The following is a 15,715-nucleotide window of genomic DNA, read 5'->3' on the forward strand; positions in this document are numbered from 1 at the left end:
CATGACCGCTGAGACATAATCAAGGGTGGGTCAAATCTCGGTGAAAATACCGGGTCACTTCTCAGCGAAAATCAACACCAGAGCACCTTCTTGCCGGTGGAGGCAGAGGCGCCGACGATGCTGATGATGGCCCAGATGTTCAGAACCAACAGGATCAGGCCCCCAATTCCATAAATCTCAAACATCTTTTCTCTCCTTGGGTTGTTTCCAGTTCCTCAGAGGAACGTCGCCGCGCGGTCCGGAGTTCCGCTGACGCTTTGTCAAAGTGGTCTTGTCACGCTTGTGTCCGGCAAAGCCGCAACCGCAATCCCGATAACCGTAGGGTCAAATTGGGCTTTCCGGGGCAGGACGCAGACCAAAATCTTTCCGCCGCCAAGGGGTCTTCTGGCCACGATACAGGCAATGCGGCCATGACTGATGGCGATCACAGCGACCGGCGTGCAACCGCCCGGCAGCCACATTCAACATCTGCAATTGTCACCGGATCTGGAAAATTTGCAGACTTACCGCGCCCTGACGCACAGCACGCCTGCACCGCAGAAGCGATAGGCTTGCCATGACCACGTGTTTGCCTTTCTCACCGGCACCCTTGACGGGACATGGGCATTGCAAGGATGATGAGCTCCAAAGTTTCGTTCGGAACACATAGGGCAAACAATGACGCGGCAACGCAAGAAGGCAATCAATCAGGAAATCGATCGCAACATGAAGCGGGCTTTCGAGGAACTTCTGCAAGAGCCGGTTCCCGACCGGTTTGCAGACCTGATCGAGCGTTTGCGCCAGGAAGAGACCACACCGCCCGGTAGCGGAGCCGAAGACATATCCGACACAGGAAATTCATCGACAGATACCTGATGACGCCCAGGTATCCTGGCGCGATCATTTTTGTGGGAACCAACGCTTCTATTTTGCGTTAAATACAAACTGCTTCGGCCACATGCGCCACGTGCGAGGTGCGATCAACGCCGAGCACCGGGCCAGAATTCAAAGCGACCCGTTCGCGTGGAACACTCTGATCTGGATGTGGACATAGCGTGACAAGCGCCCAACGATCATCCGGGGACGTCGCAGTCGAGGGACGCAAATCCTGTTGCTACGCTGCCGAGATCGCACAGAGTTGCATCGTGAGGGGCGGCAAACTGCCCGAGACCATGTGACCTTGGGACTGGAGAAAGGTGATGCGATGAAGATATCCGAAATGATTGACGCCCCGGTTTTTGACCGCGACAGCGACAGAGAGATGGGTTCCGTCACTGATGCCCTGATCGACACGCTTACCGGCGACATTCCTTATGTCTTGATAGACACCTCCATGGGACTGGGGCATGCTCCCGTTCTCGTTTCGCGCGACCGGTTCACACAGCGCGACGGACGCTGGAAAGTTCATATATCGGAGGAAGAGAGCCTGAGAAGCAAAGCTGAGGCTGATGAGCAGAGTACAACGCCACTGGATCTCAGTATGATGCCGCCCGCGCTGGTTGGCCCATTCGGTTATACCGTCTCGCCCGTCATGGCGAGCGCCCTTATCAACACTCTGACCGGCAAGAGCCGAAAAGAACGCCCTGCCATTGATCAATCTCATTCGGATTGGTTCTGGTTCGACACGCTGCATGGTCTACCGCTTTTTGATAGCTCCGGATCACTGGGGAATCTGGCGGATGTCATGGTGGATCCTGTACAGCTCGCCTGTCTGAGCCTTGTCGCACAAGGTGAGGATCGAACCTTGACCACGCATGACATGGGCACGTTGCGCCATGTTACCCGTGACGAAAACAGTATCATTCTCGAACTGTCCGATCCTCCGCCGTACTCAGCGCGCGCGATGATGTCCGGCCCAAGCTGACCCTGCCTCAGGCGCTTTCGCGGCAGCCATCCGACTTGAGCGGATCGTGCCCCCAGTTCATCAGCGAGTAGCGCCAATTGCTACTCTCTGCGTGGTCGTCGGGGCCGCCTTGGGTGCAATGACGTTTGATATACCCTACAACCTTGGCCATGTGAGACCACTGATCCTCTGATAAATCATCCTTATTGGTGCGCTTGATTGTGATTATGCGCTTGCCCGATGCGCGCCCAGTCGAGGAGGCATCACCGGTGTCGCCCACGGACTTGCTTTCCTTTGTCTCCAGCCAATCCTCGATCTGCGACGGACTCATGTTCACAAGCTCCTGGAACTCATTCCAGATTTCCAGGTTCGATTTTGATGAGGACATGGTGATTTTTCCTGAGTTGATCGTCGAGAAACCAACGCGCCCGCGCCCCGGAAGGTTCAACAAACAATCCCGACCCGTTCAGAACCGTAGCGCCGGTAGGATGGTTTGCGGTCCATGGGTACATGGTTTCCAAACCTTGCTGAAAAAGCCCTTGCAAGACACTGCTATGATTTTTTGATTTCGACGGCACACTGATCGACACTGTGGTGGCGCCGGGCGATCATGGTGCCTAGCGGTCTAACAGACCTTCTGCACGGTCTGAACGCGGCGACGGGCGGCGCGATGCAGCATCGCTGACCTCACGTCCGACCTGCCGGACACAGCACACTGGATCGCAGGATGCCATTGGGGGCGAGCGTCGGATACCTGACGGCACAGGGATGCATCTGTTAAGCAACACGCCTGAGGTGCAGAGCATCCTAGCTGCGACTGCGCAACAAGAGGCGTGGCTTGATGCCACGGTGTCTACACCAACTGCATGATGCCCCAGACTACTGCGGCCACCACCACAAGCCAAGGTATCAGGTATCGTTTCGGAATTCCGAATTCCGCGATCCGGGGCCCGACGATCTGGGCCAAAATCGCCAACCCGAAATAACGCAGACCGCGTGACAGCGCGATGGCAGAGATAAAAGTGATCACGTTCCCATGCGCAGCACCTGCTCCCAGTGTTGCCAGTTGCATCGGTGCAGGAGAGAAAGACACGAGAAATACAGTCCAGAACAAACCCTCCGATCCGAGTTTGTCACTCATGTTCACGAAGTCTTCTTCCAGACCAAGCATGGCCAGTGCCGGGCGGACAACCGGCTCCGCCAACCACGCCCCGGCCGCATAGAACAGCAGCGCCCCTCCAAGACATCCAATCCAGATCGCGGTCGCTATCGTCAACGCCTGCCTGGGATGGCCAACCATCAAAGGGGCAACGACGGTTTCCAGAGGAATCGGAACAACCGTACTTTCGGCAAATGACATCGCGGCCAATCCAGTGCGATGCCTTGCCAGGCGGTCAAGAAATCCGTGGTCACTCTCTGCGGTACTATCTGTCACGATATGGCTCCGTCGGATGTACATTTCGGGTCGTCTTCACAGGAACCAAACGCCGAAACATCGCGTTAGGTTCACCACAATCAGATTAAACATGATGGGAAAGATGGAACAGGCGCGCACGTCAAATACGGTACTCGGTCGTTCGGCGGCAATCAGCGCGCCGCTGAAGTCGGCATATTTTGCGTTGTGCAAGGATGCGCCTGTTCCGAAGTGTCTGGCAAAGCGCCTTGCGGCCTTGCGTGCGCGGTCCAAGGCTGCATGACATGCGGTCGGTGCTGGATCCCAAGAAGGAGTTGGTGACCCATCTTGCTTTTCTCCGGGCGTCTGCGCTTTCCATGGTGGATGATGTTTCAAAAGCGGACGACCTGGTACAGACCACCGTCGAAAAAGGCTGGCACAATATCCACCAGTTCGAACCTGGCACGAACATGCGCGCCTGGCTTTTCACGATCCTGCGCAATACTTACTACTCTGCCTTGCGCACGTCAGATCGCGAGGTGTGCGATACCGGTGGCCGCGCGGCGGCAAGTCTGGCTGAACATCCCGCCCATGACGGGCGTCTTGCCCTTGCCGACTTTCGGGCAGCGTTTGTGACCTTGCCAGCCGAACAACGGGAAGTCATCTTGTTGGTCGGCGCGCACGGGTTCAGCTATGAAGAGGCGGCGGAAATCTGTAATGTGGCGGTCGGAACCGTTAAAAGCCGGACAAATCGGGCCCGGCGCAGACTGGCGGAATTGTTGGATTTTGAAATTGGCGGAAGCGTTTTGACAAGAGACAAGATGATGACTGCGGTGCTGAGCGGGCGAAACGCCGTATGGTGACCGAAACAGGCGACGCCCCCGTGCGACCGACTGCGACCGGTACATCCTTGTCGGGCCGGGTCGGAATTCTTCTGACATTGGCGCTTTTGCCCTTGGGATTGATTGCCGTCTTGCAGACGTTTGCCGCGATCGAGAACGCGCATAATACGTACCGTCAAAGCCTGACCGCGCAAACCACGCGCGCCGCACGACCCGAAGCGGCCTCGATCATGCGCGCCTTCGGCGTCGCACGGGGCCTGGCGGATGCAGTTCCCGCATTGCTGGCCGTTCCGGATCTGTGCGTCAGTACGATGCAGCGCGCGGTGGACGAGAGGCCGAGTATGACCTTCGCAGGGTTTATCGACCTTGAACAAAAGACAACGTGCAATAGCCTGAATCGTCTTTTTGATTTCTCTGACAATCCTGACAGCGATCGCGTTTTTGCCGCAGGGCTTCCCGATATCACGTTCAATCCTGAGGGCAACGCGTCGGGGCAGGCGGTCGTCATCGTCAGCCAGCCTGTCCGGGGCGAAGACGGCGCTTTGAACGGTTTTGTCTCCCTGTCGTTCCCCACGATACCTCTTGCAGAAACGCGGGCGCGTGCCGAAGCCAATTCGGAACTGACACTCATCACCTTCAGCGGTGACGGGCGCATCCTGACATCCGGTCGCGACAGGGACGCGATTGCGCCGATGTTGCCTGCGGACGGGGACCTGAGCACGCTTGTCGGCACCGGGCAACGCGTGTTTTCCGCGGTTGCCACGGATGGCAAGCGACGCGATTACGCGCTGGCCCCCATCGTCGCAGGCAGCGCTTATGCGCTGGGGATATGGGACGAACCACGCCTGAGAGGGTCCGACATTCCGGCGGTCCTCCGCGCGGCCGCTTTCCCGCTTCTGATGTGGTTGGCGAGCCTGATTGTCGCAATTGTCGCGTTGCGCCACCAGGTCATCAAACCGATTCATACGCTTCGGATGCAGATGCGGAGCTTTGCTGATGGCCGTGCGGTGTTTCGCGCCAGTGCAATCAAAAACGCGCCGCGCGAATTGCAAGACATTGGCGACACTTTCGAACGTATGGCAGACAAGGTCATGCGCGATGAGGCCGACCTTGAAAACAAGGTATATGAACGTGAAATTCTGCTGCGCGAAGTGCACCACCGCGTGAAGAACAATCTTCAACTGATGTCTTCGATCATCAACATGCAAATCCGCCAACGCATGGGGCCAGAAGCCGAAGACGCGCTGCGCCGCGTGCAGGATCGCCTTGCAAGCCTCGCCAAGTTCCATCAGGACTTGTATGAAAGCTCGTCGCTGTCCCAATTGCGCGCGGATGAGCTTTTCGAAGATCTGGCACGCCAGACCATCAGCCTGAATGCGGACCCCCATAAAAAGGTCGATCTACGTCTCGATCTGGATCAAATCAAACTTGAACCCGATCAGGCCGGACCGCTGGCGATGCTTTTGACCGAGGCCCTGACCAATGCGATCAAACATGCAACCATGGAGTCGGATCGTACCATGTACGTCGCTGTGTCGATGAAATGTGTCGAACAGGACGACAAGGGCATTATCACTCTACTCATAGAGAACCCATTGACCGGTGTAGACGAAAACAACGCACCCGCCGGCAGCGGCCTCGGAAAGCGATTGATCGCCGCGTTCGCCTCCCAGTTGGAGGGGCAGGTCGAGCAAGGGCCCAAGGATAATCGCTATATCGTGAAAGTCGTGTTCGCGCGATCTGTGTGAGAGTTCGGAACCAATCACGGTGGACCACGTTCTTTGATCACACGGAAAGGCGGCAAGCAGAATGTTAAAAGCAAACGACTCAACTGTCAGCGACGCGCAAGGCTTGACAGATGTCGAACTGCTGATCACTGCGGAAGAGGTCTATCCCGCCATGGAGCGCGCCTTTCTGGCGGCGGAGACGGAAATCTGGGCCAGCTACCGCGTGTTTGACCTGTCAACCAAGTTGCGCAGCGACGAAGGCCGCGCGATCGGGACCACATGGTTTGACCTTATTGTGCATATTCTGGAACGCGGCGTATCACTGCACATGGTGCTGTCCGATTTCGACCCGATTATCGGCCCAACCCTCCACTGCGCGTCTTGGAGGGCACGCCGGGCCTTTATCGCCGCAAAGGAAGCGGCAGGGCCGGATGCCAAACTGGATGTGATCAACGCGACCCATTCGGCCCGTGTTGGCTTGCTGCCACGCCTGCTGCTGTGGCCGCGCACCGTGCGCGAAGTGGCGCGCATAGCTCGAAAACTGAATGCACTGCCGTCCGCAGATCGGGAAAAACGACTCGAATGCAGTCCGGGGATACGGCCGTGGCTCAAAGTAGGCGTCGGCGGCACACTCAGCGCGCGGAAATTTCGGCCGCCCCCCTTGGTGCCGGGCACTCATCACCAAAAGCTCGCCGTGTTCGACCGAACCCGGCTGTGTATTGGCGGGCTGGATCTGGATGAACGCCGCTATGATGACAAGGACCACAACCGGCGGCGCGATGAAACCTGGCACGATGTTCAGTTGATGTGTCGTGGTGCGGTTGTCCGCGAGGCACAGCAGCATCTGGAGAGTTTCCTGCGCTCCGTTGCGGATCGGGAACCGGCCCCTCAGATGCGGCACCTGCTGCGCACCATGTCCAAACGCCGACGCATCGAAGCGCCCTTCTTGGGTCCCCGTCCGATTGTCAGCGAACTGGCGGAGGCTCATCACCGTATGATCGGACAGGCGCGCAACCTGATCTATATGGAGACGCAGTTTTTCCGGGACCGGAAGATAGCGGATACCTTGGCAAAGGCCGCTCAGAACCATCCCGACCTTGGCTTGGTCATGGTGCTGCCGGCCGCGCCTGATGACGTCGCGTTCGAGGGCAACACGGGATCGGACGCCCGGTTTGGCGAATATCAGCAAGCGCGCTGTGTCGCGCGCGTGCAGGAGGCCTTTGGTGAACGCCTGGGCCTGTTTTCACCGGCACGGCCCGTGCGCGTCGGCGGGAGTGGGCGCGACACTTTATGTGGCTCTCCCATTATTTATGTACATGCCAAAGTGTCTATTTTTGACGATGCGCATGCCATTGTATCGTCCGCGAACCTCAATGCGCGCAGCTTTGCGTGGGATACAGAGGCGGGTGTCGCATTGGAGCGTACCCAGGACGTCGTGGATCTGCGCAGGCGCACGTTCCGGCACTGGCTTTGGCCTGACGCGGGCAAGGACTACTACGATCCAAAACAGGCCGTCGGGCTGTGGCGCGACCTCGCCCTTGCAAATGCGGAATGCGATCCGTCGGAGCGCAAAGGGTTCATCTTGCCGCATGATCCCGCACCGGCCAAAGCCTTTGGTCGACGGTTGCCCTTTGTGCCCGACGCGCTGGTGTAAAAGCTTTTCCATCGGGAACCCTCTGCCGCATTCAGCGTTGAGTGGTGAACTTGGAAAAAACCGGAGAATATAATGGATATCGGATACCTTCTGGGCATTCTGGCCCTCGGAACAATCGCAGCTGTCATCATTTTCGCACTTGTCAGCAAGTCGCGGACAGAGAAGCGCATGGCGGATGATGACGCACCCAAGTCGCGCTTGGCGAAAGACGCTCCCAACAAGTGAGCAACGAAGGCTCCTCGCAACTTTCTGATCCTTTGACAAAATAAAGGGTGCACCATGACAGACCCGAAAGACTCACCATCCGATCCCACGGCGGATCGGATAAGTCCGACGGACGACGCCTTCCGCGCCGGACGCGTAGCGGCGGAAAATCGGTGGCTTTTGCTGTTGGTCGGATGCGTTACCATTGTGGCGGGCATCATCGCATTGATGATGCCGTTTCTCGCATCCATCACCGCAGCCTTGATCGTGGGTTGGGTGCTGATCGCGAGCGGCGCGGTGGGCCTTGTCACCGCTCTGCGCCGCAAGGCGGGCTGGCCGCTGGCCGCCGCCTTCGCACTGTCGCTTGTCTCGTTGGTCGGGGGTGTGTTGATGATCGTACAACCCATCACAGGCATACTTGCACTGACCACGGTGCTGATCGCATATTTCGCCGCCAGCGGCATTGTGCGCATTTTTTACGGCGCGCGCGAATTGCGCAATGGCGGCGCGTGGATGGTGGCAATCGGTCTGCTGTCATTCCTTTTGGCGGTCCTCCTGTTCTTTGGCCTCCCGTTGAGTGCCGCATGGGTACCGGGTATCATGCTGGGTGTTGACCTTATGGTCTGGGGCGCCTTGCAGATCGCTCTTGCGTTCCGAGCGGGAAAAACTGTGCCCCCTAACAAACAGCGCCCAGAAACCTCTGCCAAAGCCTAACTTTCCTCGAAAAGGGTGTTCAGCGCTTTGGTCTGATCCGCCGCGACCACGAACAGCACACGATCTCCTTCTGCCAGTTTCACGTCCGGATCGGCAAACGTTTCGCAGTCCGATCCTGAATGGGCCACCGGCCGGGCCTGATCCGGCAGATCAAGATCCTTGATGAGTGTCCCGTCCAGCGCCTCGGTGACTGTGTGGTTCGTGATGCGCAACTCCCGGTGCAAGGCAAGGTCGGTTTCCATCTCGCTATGTTGGGTCAGTCCCTTGACGATAGACCGCGCCAGGCTTTCATGCGGTGTTATCACATCGTCCAGCCCAAGCTCGTCGGCAACTGATACCAGTTCGGGTCGCACGATTTGCGGGATGACCCGATCAAAACCGATGGATCGCCCGACCACGGTCGACAGAATGTTCACATCATCTTCGTTGGTCAGTGCAACCAGTGCATCGGACCCGTCGCCATAGGCATCGCGCAAGGTCGACGGTAACGTTCCATCACCACAAATCATCGCGCAGTCCAGACCGTCAGACAGGTCATCCAACCGACTTTCGTCAATATCGATCAGCACGACCTCGTGACCGTCTTCGACCAGTTGCCGCACAGTGGCAACACCGAAGCGAGACGCTCCCAGTACGGTAATATGCATGAATGTCTAACTCCTTGAGATCCAGGTTGAGGGCAAAAACAGAGCGATCAGCACAAAGAATTCGAGCCGCCCGAGCAACATCGCAAAAACAGTCATGATCTTGAGGCCCACATTGAGGTCAGGCCCGATGACACCCGTTGAATGGCCTACGCCGGACAGTGCCGAGACAGCGTCGAACAAGGCAGGCAGGGCCGGATGGCCCGCGATGTACAACGCGCTCCAAAAGATGAGCGCACTCAGGAGGTAGACCACCAGAAGCGCTGCGGAAAACAGGATCGCTTCGGCATCCGCGCGCTTGTTACCGATCTTGAGATGTGACACGGCGCTTGCCGGCAGGCGCAACCGCAAGAATACCAGCGCCACCATACGCGCCAGCATCGTGACGCGAGCCGTTTTTATCCCACCCGTAGTTGACCCGACATCGCCGCCCAGTACCATCGCCACGATCAAAATAAGGACAAGCGGGCTCAGCGGCATGATCGGAGACGTGGCAAATCCGGCCGTGGTCTGCGCGCTGATGTGGTTCAGAACGCCTAGAAACACGGCATTGCTGTCCCATCCCCGGAGCGCCACATGCGCCACTGCATAGAGTAGGCTGCCGATCAGGATAATACCCAGTGTTGCAGGTGCAGTGCCGCGCGACAGTGCGGAGCGCGGGCCAAGCTTGGCAGCAACCGCGTAAGACAGCAGCGACACCGAGGTGGCGATACACAAAATCATCGTAAACACCTGAGCCGCAGCGGAATACTCGGCAAGGCTGCTGTCGCGCGGCGAAAAACCTCCGGTCGACACGGCGGCCAGGGCAATCATCGGACCTTCCCACCAACCGGGAAACAATGGGATCGCGATCAACACACCCAGTGCCGTGATGATTGAATAACCCGTCAGGACAAGCCGTGCCTTGGCGCGTGTCGATGCAAAGTAATCAGTGCCGCCCACCGATTGGCTGCCCAAAATCTTGGTGGCCCGCCCCGAATCCATCAACAGCGCAACCCCGGCAATCGCGATCACGACGCCCCCGCACCATTGCATCCATGCGCGCAGGAAATGCGCCGATATGGGCCAGCTTTCTGCGTCTGTCGCCACGGAAAGACCCGTGGTCGTGATGCCCGACGCGGCCTCGAATGCCGCGTCCCAGACGGGCATGCCAAGGGTCATGAAGGCGGGAACGGCAAGTAGGGTCGAAAACACAAAGATCAGGGCGAGGGTGACGACAGCCTCGATCCGCCGCAGGTCTTTGCGGGTCTCGAACCGTCGCGACCAAGCACCCAGACCACAAAGAACAACCGTCGGAAGCAAAAGCGCGGCGGACAGATCACGTTGTCCATCAAGCAAGGCCGCCACCCCCGGCGCCCCGACGAGAATGGCCAGAACAGGCGTCTGTTTCAGCAACACCTCACCGACGACCGCCACCCGGGCGCGGACGGCGACAGCAGCCTGACCGCGGCGCAGCAGGCTTGACGTGGCGCTACGGCTCATCGGAACGGGACAAGGGCGGGAGCATGACAACGCATGTCTGACAACGCCTGACGCCCGCAGTGGTTCCGCAGATTTTCGGAACCAAACACAACACCGCGCGTTGCGTGATATGTCCGAACAAAACATCCACAACCCGAAAGCCACTTCCGGAGCGGCACACCACGAACATGAAGAGGCATCGGTCAAGAGTGCGACGCGCTTGTCGGCCAGGCTGATCTATGAGGTGATACGCCGTGACGGCGAAGAGGAACTGACGCGCCCGGCCGCATCCCTCGTGTGGTCCGGTATCGCCGCAGGTATCCTGATCAGCTTTTCGGTGCTCGGAGAAGCAATCCTGCGTACGTATCTGCCGCCGACACGCGGTTCTTTCCTGATCGAAAATATCGGATATTCGCGTGGCTTTCTTGTCGTGATCTTGGGGCGGATGCAGCTGTTTACCGAAAACACGATCACAACCGTTTTGCCGGTGATGAAACGCAAATCGCTTGCGTGTCTTGCCTCAATGCTCCGGCTTTGGGCGATTGTACTGACCGCAAATATTGTCGGGGCGTTCATCGCAGGATACTTCATGACGCTGCCCGAAGCTTTCTCCCCCGAGATGCGCGTATCGCTGACCGAATTGTCACAGCACGCTGTGGGCATGGGGGCCTATCAGGGCTTCGTGCGGGCCATTCCCGCAGGTGTCCTGGTCGCGTCAATCGTGTGGATGATGCCGTCTTCGCAAAGTGGTGGGTTCTTTATCATTCTTGCGTTTACCTGGGCGATTGCGGCGGGGGATTTCACGCACATCATCGCAGGCTCCGTCGAAATGGCCTATTTGATCTGGATGAATGAGTTGGCTGCACAACCGGCGATCTTCAACTTTTTCCTGCCGGTCCTTGCAGGGAACATTGTCGGCGGGACGGCTATATTTACCGTGCTGGCCTGGGGGCAGGTGAAAAACGAAGTCGATCATGGAACCGAGGCGGGTGAGGACGGTTGAGAAGGGAACCCTATTAAGGAGCTCGAAATGACCGAACATTTGAAGATACCGCCGCAGGAACAAGACAGCATGCCCGCCCACGAACACAAGATGGACCCGGCCCCGGACTGGAAGCCGCGCCATCCGGGCGTCGGCAAGCTCAAGGATAAATGCGCCATCATCACCGGCGGCGACAGCGGCATCGGCCGCGCCGTGGCCGTGCTCTTCGCCCGCGAAGGGGCCAAGGTCGGCATCATCTATCTGGACGAAGACCGCGACGCGCAAGACACCTGCGCAGCAATCGAAGAAGAGGGCGGCACAGCCTTCGCCGAAAAGGCCGACATCGGTGTGCGCGCAGACGCGTTTGCCGCCGTCGAGGCGCTTTGCAACAAAATGGGTGGTCTGGACATTCTGGTCAACAACGCAGCCCAGCAATATATGGAAACCGATCTGCGCGACATCACCGAAGAACATCTGCGCCGTACGTTCGACAGCAACGTCATGGGCTATTTCTTTTGTACCCAGGCGGCGCTGGGGCGCATTCCCGAGGGCGGCGCGATCATCAACACCGCAAGCGTCAACGCCTTCAAAGGCAACGCAGCCCTGGTAGATTACTCGGCAACGCGCGGGGCGATTACGGCGTTTTCGCGGTCGGTGGCGAGCCAGCTTGCAGACAGTGGCATCCGGGTGAATTGCGTGGCCCCCGGACCGATCTGGACACCGTTCATTCCGGGCACCGTCCCGGCGGACATGGTCGAGGACTTCGGCAGCCAGGTTCCGATGGGCCGCGCCGGGCAGCCTTGGGAAGTCGCAACTTCCTATCTGTTTCTGGCCTGTGACGATGGCAACTACTTTACCGGCCAAACCTTGCATCCGAACGGCGGCATGATCGTTGGAAGCTGATCCGCGGCCCACGCGCGGCCTGTGGCCGAAAAACCCCGTCATCTATCAAATCTACCCCCGCTCGTTTCAGGACACATCCGAAACGGGCGAGGGGGATTTGCGCGGCATCACGACCCGGCTGGAACATGTTGCGTCTCTGGGCGTCGATAGCGTCTGGTTGTCGCCGTTCTTCGCCTCGCCCATGTGCGACGGGGGCTACGACGTGGCCGATCAGACCGCCGTGGATCCACGCTTTGGCACGTTGGATGATTTCGATGCGCTGGTTGCCCGCGCCCACGCGCTGGGGTTGCGGGTGATGATCGACCAGGTGTTCAACCATACGTCAGATCAGCACCCGTGGTTTCAGAAATCCCTGCGCCGGGAACCGGGGTTCGAAGACATGTATGTCTGGCAAGATCCCCGCCCCGATGGCAGTGCGCCATCCAACTGGATCGCATTTTTCGGAGGTGCCGCATGGCGATGGCATCCGCAACGGGCGCAATATTGTTTGCATCAGTTTTTACCGTGTCAGCCCAGCTTGAACCACCGCAATCCCAAAGTGCATGACGCGCTGCGCGAGATAACCGAATTTTGGCTGGCACGCGGTGTGGATGGTTTTCGCTATGACGCGGTGACCAGTTTTTTCTACGACCCGGAGTTTCGCGACAATCCGCCCGCGGGTGATACGCAGGCGCGGATACCCGGACCGGCGAACAATCCGTTCACCATGCAGCGGCACGATAATGACATGCTGCCCAACGACTGCGCGGCCTTTGCACGCGATATCCGCGACTGGGCGGGACCGGACCAGTACCTGATCGGCGAAATCAACGAAGGACCGAAGTCGATCGAGGTATTGCGCAAATTCACCGGGCCGGACAGGCTGGATGCGGGCTATGTCGTCGATCTGGCCGAACGCGGCGTGTCTGGAACAGTTCTGTCCGATATGATCGCTCGTCTTGGCGCGCCGGGCCCACTCGCATGGTGGCTGTCGTCGCACGATCAGGCGCGCCATGTCAGTCGTGACGGCGATGGCAGTGCGCGCGATGCCCGTCTGTTCGCCGCCCTCACGCTTGCGTTGCCCGGACCTGTCTTGCTGTTTCAGGGCGAAGAGTTGGGCATGACGCAATCGGATCTGCCCTTTGAAGCGCTGCATGATCCATTCGACCGCACCTACTGGCCCGATCCACCCGGACGCGATGGCGCGCGCACGCCGATGGTGTGGGAGGACGACGCGCCGAATTACGGGTTCACGTCCGCCGCGCCGTGGTTGCCGATGATCTGCCCGCCGGACGGACCCGCCGACCGTCAGCTGAGCAATGAGGGCTCCGTCCTGCAGTTCTATCGGACGGCGCTGCGCAAGAGAGGCGATCTGAACCTCGCCGACGGGCGCATCGAGGTACTGCTGGCGGAGGACCGGATGTTCATCGCAAGGATTGTCAGTGTCTCGGATACAGTGGTCCTCGCGGTAAACTTGACCGATGGCCCGCAGGATGTACCCTATGCAGGAACGCTGCGCCCTGCATTGCAAAGCGCCGAGCAACCCGTCTCAGATCAGATCGCCCCGCGCAGTGCCATCTGGTATCATGCGTAACGGCCTTGGAGTACGCGCATTCGGGGGACGAAGTGGAATTGCCCGCATGTCGGCGGAACCGATATCGTGCCGATGCGTTGACGCTCGGATCGGCTTGAAGGAGATAACATGGCCGCCAGAACCAGCTTCACACCGCTGCCCTATCCGAACACATCAGAAGGCGCGCCGCGCAAGACGGGTGTCGAGGTCGAATTTTCAGGATTGGATACGGACGAAACGAGCAAGATCGTTCAAACCACGCTTGGTGGTACCCGCGAGGGCGACGATCCGTTTTGCCGTGACATCGTGGGGACCACGATCGGCGATATCACGGTCGAGCTGGACACACCGGCGACGAAGGCAAGCGACAACACGCTTGTGCGCAAGGGGTTGGACGTCGCTGCGGCCGTCGTCCCCCTTGAGATCATAACGCAACCCTTGGACCTGGATGAACTGGCCACCTTCGACGCCTTCCTGCCCAAGCTCCGGCGCGAAGGTGCCGAAGGGTCGCGGTCCGGTGCCTTGCTGGGGTTCGGGGTGCATCTCAACCCCGAGGTCGTTTCAACCACAGACGCGCACACGATGAATACCATCCGCGCCTACGGGTTGCTGGAGGACTATCTTCGCCAGTTGGAAAAGCTCGATCTGACGCGGCGGATGTTGCCATTCGTGTCGCCATGGCCAGACGCATTTACAAGCGATATTCTGGACCCGGGCGTCGAGACGCTTGAAGATCTCATTCCCGTCACCGCCCGCCACATCACCTCGCGCAACCATGGGCTGGACCTGCTTCCACTTCTGAAATTTGCCCATCCGGAGGTATTCGAACAGTGCTTTGCAGATATGAATACCAAGGCCAGACCCGCCTATCATTTCCGTTTGCCGGACTGCCGCATCGACGAGCCGCAATGGACCCTGATGCAACCATGGGCACTGTGGCTTCTGGTTGAAACGGTCGCCGCCCATCCCGAAGCGATGGCGGATTTGAGTGCTGCGTGGCGGGACAGGCAAACGGACCTTCTGAACAGACAAAGCTGGGCCGACGAAACGGCGGCCGTGCTTCACAAGCATGATCTCGAACCCGCCGCATGACCGCTCCTTTGATCGGCGTCAGCGTGTCCAGGCGCACGGGCTGGCGTGTGTTTCCAATCATGGCCTTGAATGTGCGCTGCGTGGGAGGTCGCGCCGTACGCACCGATTCCGTGCGTACGCTTGACCTTGATACGGTTGACGGGGTGATCATCGGCGGCGGCGATGACGTGGGACCAGAGCTTTACGGCGGCAAGATTGGCATCTCCGCGCGGCTCGATCCGGCGCGGGATCGCCTTGAACTGGATCTTGCAAAACGAGCCTTGAGCGAGAACATTCCCGTTCTTGGCATCTGTCGGGGCGCGCAGATGCTGAATGTGGCGTTGGGCGGTTCCCTTGATCAGGATGTGTGGAGCACATTTGCGTCCGCGCGCAAGATCACCACTGTTCTTCCCCGTCGCGAAGTATGTCTGGAAAACGAAACGCGGCTTGAGCAGCTGTGTGGCGACGCACCGATGCAGGTGAATGCCCTGCACTCGCAGGCGATTGATCGCCTCGGGGACGGTCTACGTGTGGCCGCACGGGATACGCACGGCATGATCCAGGCGGTGGAACGCGTCCGTGATCCATTTGCCATCGGCGTACAGTGGCATCCGGAATACCTTATCTATGCGCACCGCCAACGCGCCATTTTTCGCGCCCTGGTGGATGCAGCCCGTGCCTATGCGCAGGAGCGACAGCAAGTCTGAACGGCAAGTCGAAATTCAAACCGCGGCTGTGGTCACCCA

Annotated in this window: 16 protein-coding genes; 12 read left to right on the forward strand and 4 right to left on the reverse strand. The window is 59.0% G+C overall.

Translation table 11 applies throughout. From position 1 onward, the window contains the following. Positions 1–657 precede the first annotated feature (657 nt). Both LC354_RS08930 and LC354_RS08935 read left to right on the forward strand, forming a co-directional pair. Positions 658–855, forward strand: a complete 198-nt coding sequence (locus LC354_RS08930; RefSeq protein ID WP_223423055.1) for a NepR family anti-sigma factor — start codon at positions 658–660, stop codon at positions 853–855. A 328-nt stretch (positions 856–1,183) separates the two neighbouring features. Next, the gene (locus LC354_RS08935; RefSeq protein WP_223423057.1) at positions 1,184–1,843 is read left to right on the forward strand and encodes a PRC-barrel domain-containing protein; all 660 of its coding nucleotides are present in this window, start codon (positions 1,184–1,186) and stop codon (positions 1,841–1,843) included. Between the two features lie 7 nt (positions 1,844–1,850). Here the strand turns inward: LC354_RS08935 and LC354_RS08940 are convergent, their stop codons facing one another. Continuing rightward, the gene (locus LC354_RS08940) at positions 1,851–2,210 is read right to left on the reverse strand and encodes a DUF3140 domain-containing protein (RefSeq protein WP_223423059.1); all 360 of its coding nucleotides are present in this window, start codon (positions 2,208–2,210) and stop codon (positions 1,851–1,853) included. A gap of 465 nt (positions 2,211–2,675) precedes the next feature. Further along, entirely contained in the window at positions 2,676–3,257 is a 582-nt protein-coding gene (locus LC354_RS08945; RefSeq protein ID WP_223423060.1) for a YqaA family protein, read from the reverse strand. 263 nt (positions 3,258–3,520) lie between these two features. Here LC354_RS08945 and LC354_RS08950 point away from each other — a divergent pair, with 263 nt between their 5' ends. The 5 genes from LC354_RS08950 to LC354_RS08970 all read left to right on the forward strand — a co-directional run bounded on the left by LC354_RS08950 (position 3,521) and on the right by LC354_RS08970 (position 8,356). Continuing rightward, positions 3,521–4,078, forward strand: a complete 558-nt coding sequence (locus LC354_RS08950) for a sigma-70 family RNA polymerase sigma factor (protein WP_223423062.1) — start codon at positions 3,521–3,523, stop codon at positions 4,076–4,078. 20 nt (positions 4,079–4,098) lie between these two features. Beyond that, positions 4,099–5,805, forward strand: a complete 1,707-nt coding sequence (locus LC354_RS27880) for a sensor histidine kinase (RefSeq protein ID WP_223423064.1) — start codon at positions 4,099–4,101, stop codon at positions 5,803–5,805. A gap of 61 nt (positions 5,806–5,866) precedes the next feature. Continuing rightward, positions 5,867–7,438: a phospholipase D family protein gene (locus LC354_RS08960; RefSeq protein ID WP_223423065.1), complete on the forward strand. Its 1,572-nt coding sequence runs from the start codon at positions 5,867–5,869 to the stop codon at positions 7,436–7,438. A gap of 72 nt (positions 7,439–7,510) precedes the next feature. Further along, the gene (locus tag LC354_RS08965) at positions 7,511–7,663 is read left to right on the forward strand and encodes a hypothetical protein (protein ID WP_223423067.1); all 153 of its coding nucleotides are present in this window, start codon (positions 7,511–7,513) and stop codon (positions 7,661–7,663) included. A gap of 54 nt (positions 7,664–7,717) precedes the next feature. Next, on the forward strand, positions 7,718–8,356 hold the full coding sequence (locus LC354_RS08970; RefSeq protein WP_223423069.1) for an HdeD family acid-resistance protein: 639 nt from the start codon (positions 7,718–7,720) through the stop codon (positions 8,354–8,356). Here LC354_RS08970 and LC354_RS08975 read toward each other — a convergent pair. Together LC354_RS08975 and LC354_RS08980 are read right to left on the reverse strand one after the other, a co-directional pair. Further along, a complete protein-coding gene (locus LC354_RS08975) occupies positions 8,353–9,003 on the reverse strand; it encodes a potassium channel family protein (RefSeq protein ID WP_223423071.1) in 651 nt (216 codons plus the stop codon). The genes LC354_RS08970 and LC354_RS08975 overlap by 4 nt on opposite strands. 6 nt (positions 9,004–9,009) lie before the next feature. Further along, entirely contained in the window at positions 9,010–10,482 is a 1,473-nt protein-coding gene (locus LC354_RS08980; RefSeq protein ID WP_223423073.1) for a TrkH family potassium uptake protein, read from the reverse strand. A gap of 109 nt (positions 10,483–10,591) precedes the next feature. Between LC354_RS08980 and LC354_RS08985 the strand changes: the two genes are divergently transcribed. The 5 genes from LC354_RS08985 (at position 10,592) to LC354_RS09005 (ending at position 15,676) form a co-directional block, all read left to right on the forward strand. After that, positions 10,592–11,464: a formate/nitrite transporter family protein gene (locus tag LC354_RS08985; protein ID WP_223423075.1), complete on the forward strand. Its 873-nt coding sequence runs from the start codon at positions 10,592–10,594 to the stop codon at positions 11,462–11,464. A 27-nt stretch (positions 11,465–11,491) separates the two neighbouring features. Then, positions 11,492–12,346: an SDR family oxidoreductase gene (locus tag LC354_RS08990; protein WP_223423077.1), complete on the forward strand. Its 855-nt coding sequence runs from the start codon at positions 11,492–11,494 to the stop codon at positions 12,344–12,346. Further along, positions 12,336–13,919, forward strand: a complete 1,584-nt coding sequence (locus LC354_RS08995; RefSeq protein ID WP_223423079.1) for an alpha-amylase family glycosyl hydrolase — start codon at positions 12,336–12,338, stop codon at positions 13,917–13,919. Before LC354_RS08990 ends, LC354_RS08995 begins: the two co-directional genes overlap by 11 nt. Positions 13,920–14,027: 108 nt before the next feature. Further along, complete coding sequence (locus LC354_RS09000; RefSeq protein WP_223423081.1) at positions 14,028–14,990, forward strand: amidoligase family protein; 963 nt, start codon at positions 14,028–14,030, stop codon at positions 14,988–14,990. Continuing rightward, entirely contained in the window at positions 14,987–15,676 is a 690-nt protein-coding gene (locus tag LC354_RS09005; protein WP_223423083.1) for a gamma-glutamyl-gamma-aminobutyrate hydrolase family protein, read from the forward strand. Before LC354_RS09000 ends, LC354_RS09005 begins: the two co-directional genes overlap by 4 nt. Positions 15,677–15,715 lie beyond the last annotated feature (39 nt).

This window comes from Tateyamaria pelophila, from assembly GCF_019966495.1.
In the GTDB taxonomy this organism is placed as follows: Bacteria; Pseudomonadota; Alphaproteobacteria; order Rhodobacterales; family Rhodobacteraceae; genus Tateyamaria; species Tateyamaria pelophila.

Bases quoted from the DNA above. Each gene is read 5' to 3' on its own strand.
- LC354_RS08930 (WP_223423055.1), top strand. From the start codon at position 658: ATGACGCGGCAACGCAAGAAGGCAATCAATCAGGAAATCGATCGCAAC.
- LC354_RS08935 (WP_223423057.1), top strand. From the start codon at position 1,184: ATGAAGATATCCGAAATGATTGACGCCCCGGTTTTTGACCGCGACAGC.
- LC354_RS08940 (WP_223423059.1), bottom strand. From the start codon at position 2,210: ATGTCCTCATCAAAATCGAACCTGGAAATCTGGAATGAGTTCCAGGAG.
- LC354_RS08950 (WP_223423062.1), top strand. From the start codon at position 3,521: ATGCGGTCGGTGCTGGATCCCAAGAAGGAGTTGGTGACCCATCTTGCT.
- LC354_RS08960 (WP_223423065.1), top strand. From the start codon at position 5,867: ATGTTAAAAGCAAACGACTCAACTGTCAGCGACGCGCAAGGCTTGACA.
- LC354_RS08965 (WP_223423067.1), top strand. From the start codon at position 7,511: ATGGATATCGGATACCTTCTGGGCATTCTGGCCCTCGGAACAATCGCA.
- LC354_RS08970 (WP_223423069.1), top strand. From the start codon at position 7,718: ATGACAGACCCGAAAGACTCACCATCCGATCCCACGGCGGATCGGATA.
- LC354_RS08975 (WP_223423071.1), bottom strand. From the start codon at position 9,003: ATGCATATTACCGTACTGGGAGCGTCTCGCTTCGGTGTTGCCACTGTG.
- LC354_RS08980 (WP_223423073.1), bottom strand. From the start codon at position 10,482: ATGAGCCGTAGCGCCACGTCAAGCCTGCTGCGCCGCGGTCAGGCTGCT.
- LC354_RS08985 (WP_223423075.1), top strand. From the start codon at position 10,592: ATGTCCGAACAAAACATCCACAACCCGAAAGCCACTTCCGGAGCGGCA.
- LC354_RS08990 (WP_223423077.1), top strand. From the start codon at position 11,492: ATGACCGAACATTTGAAGATACCGCCGCAGGAACAAGACAGCATGCCC.
- LC354_RS09000 (WP_223423081.1), top strand. From the start codon at position 14,028: ATGGCCGCCAGAACCAGCTTCACACCGCTGCCCTATCCGAACACATCA.
- LC354_RS09005 (WP_223423083.1), top strand. From the start codon at position 14,987: ATGACCGCTCCTTTGATCGGCGTCAGCGTGTCCAGGCGCACGGGCTGG.